The organism is Gelidibacter sp. (genome assembly GCF_035515035.1).
In the GTDB taxonomy this organism is placed as follows: Bacteria; Bacteroidota; Bacteroidia; order Flavobacteriales; family Flavobacteriaceae; genus Gelidibacter.
Genome location: NZ_DATJCA010000157.1, coordinates 1 through 8,206, shown reverse-complemented (window position 1 = coordinate 8,206; position 8,206 = coordinate 1). Strand labels below are relative to the sequence as shown.

General features: G+C 37.9%; 7 protein-coding genes. All 7 read right to left on the bottom strand.

Annotated features, from left to right (window positions below):
- Window positions 1-1,209, bottom strand: a 1,209-nt coding sequence (gene mgtE, locus VLZ86_RS13175; RefSeq protein WP_325452086.1) for a magnesium transporter, incomplete at its 3' end; no start/stop codon positions are given.
- 18 nt (window positions 1,210-1,227) lie between these two features.
- Entirely contained in the window at window positions 1,228-2,013 is a 786-nt protein-coding gene (rsmA, locus tag VLZ86_RS13170) for a 16S rRNA (adenine(1518)-N(6)/adenine(1519)-N(6))-dimethyltransferase RsmA (protein ID WP_325452084.1), read from the bottom strand.
- A 197-nt stretch (window positions 2,014-2,210) separates the two neighbouring features.
- Complete coding sequence (locus tag VLZ86_RS13165) at window positions 2,211-2,534, bottom strand: DUF4286 family protein (protein WP_325452082.1); 324 nt, start codon at window positions 2,532-2,534, stop codon at window positions 2,211-2,213.
- 415 nt (window positions 2,535-2,949) lie between these two features.
- Window positions 2,950-4,734, bottom strand: coding sequence for a tetratricopeptide repeat protein (locus tag VLZ86_RS13160; RefSeq protein WP_325452080.1), 1,785 nt, complete (start codon window positions 4,732-4,734; stop codon window positions 2,950-2,952).
- Between the two features lie 389 nt (window positions 4,735-5,123).
- On the bottom strand, window positions 5,124-6,392 hold the full coding sequence (serS, locus tag VLZ86_RS13155) for a serine--tRNA ligase (RefSeq protein WP_325452078.1): 1,269 nt from the start codon (window positions 6,390-6,392) through the stop codon (window positions 5,124-5,126).
- A gap of 61 nt (window positions 6,393-6,453) precedes the next feature.
- On the bottom strand, window positions 6,454-7,833 hold the full coding sequence (locus VLZ86_RS13150; RefSeq protein ID WP_325452076.1) for an HTTM domain-containing protein: 1,380 nt from the start codon (window positions 7,831-7,833) through the stop codon (window positions 6,454-6,456).
- The coding region (locus VLZ86_RS13145; protein ID WP_325452074.1) for a riboflavin kinase at window positions 7,799-8,206 on the bottom strand (408 nt) is incomplete at its 5' end. The genes VLZ86_RS13150 and VLZ86_RS13145, both read right to left, overlap by 35 nt.

Genomic DNA, 8,206 nt, shown 5'->3' with positions numbered 1-8,206 from the left:
AACTAAAGCAACACAAATGGTCAACGATTCTAAATAGGTGGTGTTAAATCCAAAATGACTGATAATTAATACCACAAAGGCAATGGCAAGTCCATTTACCAATCCTAGTAACATTTCTTTAAAAAGCCTTCCAATAATATTCCCATCAATAGTATTGTTGGCTAAACCCTTTACTACAATGGCTGAAGATTGTACACCTACATTTCCTGCAGTTGCCTGAACCAATGGAATGAAGAGTAACAGTGCTGGAAACTGCAACATAGCATCGCTAAAGCCATTAATAATGCTTGCCGCACCAATCCCACCAAACATACCAATAAGCAGCCAAGGGAGTCGCGCTCTGGTCAGTTGCCAGATGCTGTCATCGGCCTCAACGTCGGTGGTGATACCTGCGGCCAATTGGTAATCCTTATCGGCTTCTTCAATCAAGACGTCCACAATATCATCAATGGTAATGCGTCCCAATAAAACCATATTGTCATCAACTACCGGAATGGCTTCCAAGTCATATTTCGCCATGATCTTTGCCACTTCTTCAGGATCTTCATCTACTTTTACATAATCGACGTTTTTGATGTAGATATCGGCAATTTTCTCATCACTTTTGGCAATAATTAAATCTTTTAGAGATAAACGGCCAATAAGCTTATTTTGTTTGTTGACTACATAAATAGAATGAACCCTGGTGACATCTTTAGCTTGTCCTCTAATACGGCGCAAACATCCGGCAACGGTCCATGTTTCATAGACCTTGACCAACTCCTTTGCCATGAGTCCTCCAGCAGTGTCCTCGTCGTAGGTTAATAGTTCGGTGATTTCAGCTTTGTGAGCTGCGTCCTCAATATGATGGATGACCTCGCGCTGGCGTTCTGCAGAAAGTTCGGAAATAATGTCTGCCGCATCATCGGTGTCCAGCTCTTCAACTTCTTCGGCAATTTCCTTGGATGACAAATTGCGCAACACTTTTTGACGATTGTCTTCATTCAGCTCCATCAACACTTCTGAAGTGGTCTCAGAATCCAAAAGTTTGATCACATACATGGCCTCTTCCAGGTTGACTTCGTCCAGGATTTCAGCAATATCGGCGTAATGGAACTCACTTAAAAGTCGGTTGAGCTCCTCATCATTTTTAGTTTTGATAAGTTGCTGGACTTGTTCAATAAGTTCGTCAGTTAGCTCAAATTGTATGTTCTCTCTTTTGTCTTGCAAATGGGATGTTTTTAAGAATTAATGCTCGTTTTCTATCAGCTGGGTCAGTGCTATAAACTGTTGTACGCTTAATTGTTCTGGGCGTTTGTCAAAGATAGGGTTTGATTTCAAATTATCAGATAAATCGAAAGAGTTTAAACTGTTACGGAGTGTCTTGCGACGTTGTTGAAAACCTGTTTTTACCACTCTAAAAAAAAGTTTTTCATCACACGGAAGTTTGTAATTTTCTTTACGGGTCAACAATAGGACTCCGGAGTCTACTTTTGGTGGTGGATTAAATACCGAAGGCGGAACGGTGAATAAATATTCAGCGTCATAAAAAGCCTGGGTCAATACCGATAGGATACCATATACTTTACTGCCTTCCTTAGAACAGATCCGAAGTGCCACTTCCTTTTGGAACATCCCGGAAAATTCCGGAATTTGATGGCGCAGCTCCAAAGTCTTAAATAGGATTTGTGATGAAATGTTATAAGGGAAATTCCCTATGATGGCAAAAGGTTGTTCTTCAAAAACATCGGTAAGATTGTATTTTAAAAAATCTTTCTCAATGATCCGGTCGGCAAGATTTAGATAATTATGCTTGAGATATTCTACGGACTCCCTATCGATTTCGATAACATGTGTGATGATGTCTTTCTTCAACAAATATTTGGTCAAAACGCCCATACCCGGCCCAATTTCCAACAGGTGGTCATACCCTTTATAGGAAAGGGAATTCGCGATTTTCTCAGCAATACTTTCATCGGTTAGAAAATGCTGACCAAGATGTTTTTTGGCTCTGACGTGATGCTCTTTTGACACAGGTTTATGGATGTTTTGAAAGGTTAGAAGCTCATGGCACTTGAGCTGCGAAGTTAGTGAGAATTTTTTTGGAGACGGGACGTTTGAGCTATTTTTCTTGTGTCCCGCTATGACTTTCAATGGTTTTGGGCAATATTCCCGTCTTAAAGAAAAAACAGAGTTTTAACGGCTCGTGATGCCCATGGCTTTTCTCTAGATCATTCAAACTTAATACTGTACTCATCAATGACTTCCAATTCCGTGCGGAATGCCAAAACTTTATCACCAAACATTTTGAATCCTTCTTGACGTAGCTTATCGGCATTGTTATTATAATAGCTTACAAGAGCTTCACGTGATTTTGCCCTATACTGAACGGAGTATGTAAAACTTCCCGCCTGATCCTCGACCATAACTTTGGTGAGTTTTGCTTCGATAAAATGGCCTGTTGCCAAAACATGGGGAATGTGTTCCTTGATCCAAGCAAGCCACTGATCGTGGATACTGGCATCTATATTTGAGGTAACGTTATATATGATCATAATTAATTAAATTTTTAAAAATTGCAGTACCAAGTTTTAAGAGTGTGATGAAGATAACATTTGTTTAGAGGCACCGATGGACTCTTTTAGATATGGATTATTAATGGCTTTATCTTCTAAGAGGTCTATTTTTCTTTTGAGTAATTTTTCCAAAGAAATTTAAAAATCGAAACAGCTGACGACGTAGTCGCGAAGCTGATTTTTTGAGAAATCAACTAATACATCCACACCACTTGTGCTTTTAAAATTATTCAATATGAATCTGAACATAAATAATTTTAAAACTCTATGTTTTTCACACAGTGCTATTATTCCATCAATATTTTTACATATATCAAAAGTACAATTATTTTATTTTTTAAATGCTTTTTGATGTATGTTCAACTCATTGAAATTGGAGATTTTATTATCCAACTTAATTGATTGCATCCCCACGTAGCATCCTAAACTTCTTCCGCGCATCTACAAAATAGATACTGTCTTGATGGTTAAAGATGATTTTTTCATATAAAGCTTTAGCCTTTTCTGGTTCTGAAAGGATATTATTATATAATTCGGCGAGGTAGTAATAGGCGTCATCTGCCAAAATACCATCGCTGTAATGGGTTATTATGGATTGGTAATTACCGATGGCTTTATCATAATCTTTCTTTTTTACGAAAAGTTCTGCTTGTTTAAAAAGTGCTTGGTCTTCAATGCTTTCACCCTTATGTTCAGTCAAAACCTTATCTAGAATCGAGATGGCTTCATCGGTTTTGTTTTGGAAGGCCATTAAATCTGCTTTGGCATAAAGTTTTAAGGCCACATGAAGTGAGTCTTCATATTTATTATCAGAAATGAGCAATTTTAAATCTAAGGCGTCATTGGCGATAAGTTGGGAAGTGGACGCTTTCAATATTTTTAGCTGGGATTCTGCCCATTCAAAATCGCCTTTATAATAACTGGTTTTAGCGACTTTAAATCGGGCTTCCTGAGCGAGAACACTGTTTTTTACGTTGGCTTGGATTTGGGTATAGTAAATAAGGCCTTCATTGAATTTTTCCTGAAAGACTAAAATATCCGCCAACTTCATTTTGACCGTGGCTTGTTGAAAGGCAGAAATATTGAGTTTTAAACTTCCCTTTAAAAAGTTACTGGCCTCCTCAGATCTGTTTAAATAGAAAGCGAGAAAATTACCATAAGCTATTTGAAGATTTAGGGTTTGTTCAGATATGCCATAAGTAGAAAAAAGCTGTTTATATTTTTCTTCAATCCTAAGGAAATCTTTTGCTGCGGCAGTATTTGTTTCAATATCCAAAAGATGTTGGTTGGCAGTCAGGATGGTGCCAATATTTTGGGTGTTTTCCAAAACATAATTGAAAATCTCCGAAGCTACCTCATTTTCTTTTTCGCTGAGTGCCGTTAGGGCCAATTCAATTATCCGATTTAAGCTTTCGCGTTCACGCATGTATAAGGCCTTTTCTTGAGTGAAGGCCTTGTCATAGGCTTTTTCCTGAATGTACAACCAACTCAACATTTCATACCAATAGGTGTCTGGCTGGATTTGGATTTTTTTGAGCAAGAGCTTTCTTAAAAGTATATTGTTCTCGTTGTCCCTGTTTTCTGAGATAAAATCACTAAACTCCCTTTTGGCACTGTTTAAAAATTCTGGTTTAGCTTCTATATAGGCAATGTAGTGGGTAAAGAGCATTTCAATATTGCCTTGTTCACCATACACATTGGCCAATTCTCTACTGTAGTTTAATTTAGGATCAAGAACCATCGCTTTTTTGTAGGTTTTGATGGCATAATCCAATAACGAATGTTGCTCAAATTGCCTACCAATTAAGGGCGCATAATCTGGGCGTTCTTCAAGTTTTGAAAGTGCTTCTTCATAACACTCGTTGGCCTTGACCAAATTATCCTGTAACTGATAGTTGTATCCTAATTCGATCATTAATGACGGATTGCGATATATGGCTATTTTTGATTCGAGAAGCGCTTCTGCAAGATCAAACTGTTCGAGTTCCTGATGGGTCTTAATCAAATGGAAAATGTAGTTGTAATTATTGGGTTGCGCGTCATACAACTTTTGATAAGAGATGAGTGCTTTCTCAAATTCGCCCCGTTTATAATAATCGGCAGCCAATTGTTCTTCATCGCTTTGCGAAAAGGACAGATATCCAAAAAGAAGGAAAAAGAGACAAAGGAGCTGTTTCATGAAACTAATTTATGTAAATATAACCACTTAAAAGCGTAGGTATTGTGAATGTTTTTATAAAAAAAAATGCCTAAACGTGAGTTTAGGCATTACCATCAAAATAAATGTGCTATTAACCATTACTTATAAAATGATTCAAATATCCTGTGTTGGTATTGTAAAGTATTTATGAGCGATTCTCTATATGTTAAAACAAAACTTTAATTAACAATACCACTAAGGATATCACTATTAAAATGCGTACAAAATTTTTCATGACGTTTCAAATTCAATTTGGGAATACTAACTTGAATAAATTTTAGAGAATAACAAAAAAAAATGCCAAATATTCGTTGAACAACGTGAATATTTAGCATCTCATCGGATTTTAATAAGATATTTCTTACAATTTAGATTTTATCGAATCCTGTGTATGGGATCAAAACCTCAGGAATGTTGATGCCATCTTCAGTTTGGTAATTCTCTAAAATCCCGGCCAGAACTCTTGGTAATGCCAAAGAACTTCCGTTAAGTGTATGTGCCAATTCATTTTTTCCTTCAGAATTTCTAAATCGTAATTTCAAGCGGTTGGCCTGAAACGTTTCAAAATTTGAAACCGATGAAATTTCCAACCATCGGTCCTGTGCGGTAGAAAATACTTCAAAATCGTAGGTAAGTGCTGAGGTAAATCCAATATCGCCACCACATAAACGCAAAATTCGGTAAGGCAATTTGAGTTCATCTAAAATTTCTTTTACATGTTCAACCATGCCGTCCAAAGCTTTATAGGAATTGTCTGGGTGCTCCACACGTAAAATTTCTACTTTATCAAATTGATGCAAACGGTTTAAGCCTCTTACATGTGCGCCATAACTTCCGGCTTCACGTCTAAAACACGGGGTGTACCCTGTAATGGCAATCGGTAAATCGGAAGCATTGAGTAATTCATCCCTAAAAATATTGGTTCCCGGTACTTCTGCTGTTGGAATCAAATAGAGATCATCTTCCGTAACATGGTACATTTGACCTTCTTTATCTGGCAGTTGTCCTGTGCCAAAGCCGGAAGCTGCATTGACTAAAAGTGGTAATTGGTATTCCGTATAGCCAGCAGCAATATTTTTATCCAAAAAATAAGTGATCAGGGCCCGTTGTAATTTGGCTCCTTTTCCTTTATAAACAGGAAAGCCTGCGCCGGTAATTTTATTGCCCAACTCAAAATCAATAATATCATATTTTTTGGCTAATTCCCAGTGTGGGATGGCGTTGTCGTGTAATGTTGGGATGTCTCCTTTTCTGAACACCTCTTCATTGTCTTCTTCTGTACTGCCAGCCGGGACAAGGTCATTCGGCACGTTTGGAAGCTTATAGAGCAATTGATTCAAGGCTTCTACTGTGGTGCTAAGATCGTCCCCAAGGGTCTTTGAAGTTTCCTTTAGTTCTCCAGTTTTTTCTTTTAAGGCATTGGCTTTATCCGCTTGCCCAGATTTGTACAGGTTTCCTATTTCTTTAGATAAGCTGTTGGACTCTGCCAAGGTGTTATCCAATTCCGTTTGTAAGCGTCTTCGGGTTTCATCAAGGGCAAGGACTTCATCAATCATTTGCGCAGCATCAAGGTTTCTTTTTTTCAAACCTTCAATCACTTTTTCTCGGTGATCTCTAATAAATGGTACTTGTAACATAATTTTTAATTTGATGTCAAAAATAAGGAAATTTTAAGCGTCAGTTTGATGTCTTTGAACTTCAATCAAAATAATTGTTGTCTTCTGATTCTTTTGGGGCGTTTTCCTGTTTGGAAGGTCTTAGCCATTCGCTGTGTTTAAAGGGCTGCCATTTCACGCTGCCCAAGTCTACATCAGGGTCAATGAGTTGTCGGAGTTCACCACCGTTCACGCGAACGGATGTATTGGCGTAAATTTTCACATCACGACCTTTTTCTGCAAATGACTTTTTTAGGCGTTGCGCAAATTGCCAAATAACATCCGGTTTGGTGCTGACGGTCCGTTGTTGTTTTTTGGTGAGATAATCATCAATCTGTATTGGAATCTCCAAATTCGTTTCAGTATCTATGACCCTAAACGTCGTTCGGCCGCTCTTGGCGCGAAGCATCATTCGCCATGATAAGCGATGTCCTTCTTCTGTCCAAAGTACATCATCCTTAAAAAACCAATGGCGAAGGGGTAATCCAATTTGAACAATAAAGTAGATAACGAAGAGGAGTACAAAAGGTTTGTGATATTTTGGAACGATAATTTCTTCTTGATCGTAGAAGGGTTTCCGTTTTAAAAAAATACGATGTATGGTTTGGGTCGGAAAGAAGAAGAGGACCAGTGCTAAAGATAGATAAGGGAAAATACCAATCTGGAATATAAAAGAGTTGAACAAGTGAAAGAAAATAGAAGCAAAAAACGCAATTTGGCGTGTCCGTTTCCACAGCAATAACGGAATGATCAATGCGTCAAACAAAATGCCCACGTAGGCAATGACGTAATGTGTCCATTTTTGTTGCAGGATTTCTCCCACTAAAAAAAAGTCTTTTTTGCTTTTCATCAAAACTTCCGCCACCGTTGCATCCAACCAATCAGGATAAATCTTGGCAATGGCACCGTAGGTATAAACAATAAACATCTGTAAAATAAATACCAGGGCGCACCAACGCGGCATTGAAATCATTTTGATTTTTGGATCCAATCGGGCATCAATGGATAAATATTTATGGGCGGGTTGAAATACCATTATGGAACTCAACAAAATCAACAGGTAATAATGGTTGTTATATGATGATTTCTGCATCAAATAAGTGCCTGTCCAAAGGATGGTGAAAAGCAACATACTCCATCTGTATTTGTAGCCTACCATGACCAGAAGTCCGCAAAGGCCCATCACGGCATAATAAATATACATGCCATTCCCTGGCAGGGGTTGAAGCCATTCAAACCCAATAAACGAAAAGGTTTGTTGGGGCTCAATAAGTGTGCGCCGGATCCATCCTGTGTAGATGGAGCCTATACTTTCCATAAAAATGAGAAACCCGAAAATGATCCGGAATACAATAAGCGGACTATTATCTATATGTTTAAAAAGGAACTTATGCATCGAGCGAAGCAATAATCTGTTGGGCATTTATTTGGTCACGTCTTAACTGTGCGATAAGTGCTTCAACCGATTCAAATTTATGTTCATCCCTTAAGCGATCCAAGAAAACAATCTTTAAGTCTTGATCGTAAAGATTTTGTTCAAAATCAAAAAAATGGGCTTCAATCGTTTTTTTATTGGCTTCAAAGGTGGGGTTGACGCCTATGTTCATCATCCCGTAAATTGTTTTCCCATTATAGATTGATGAAACCACATATACGCCGTTTTTAGGAATGAGTTTATAGGCGTCAGGAACGTTGATATTGGCTGTAGGGAATTCCATTTTTTTACCAAATCCCTTTCCTCTAACTACGGTGCCATGGATATAATAATTATATCCCAAAAAGGAATTTGCGGTTTT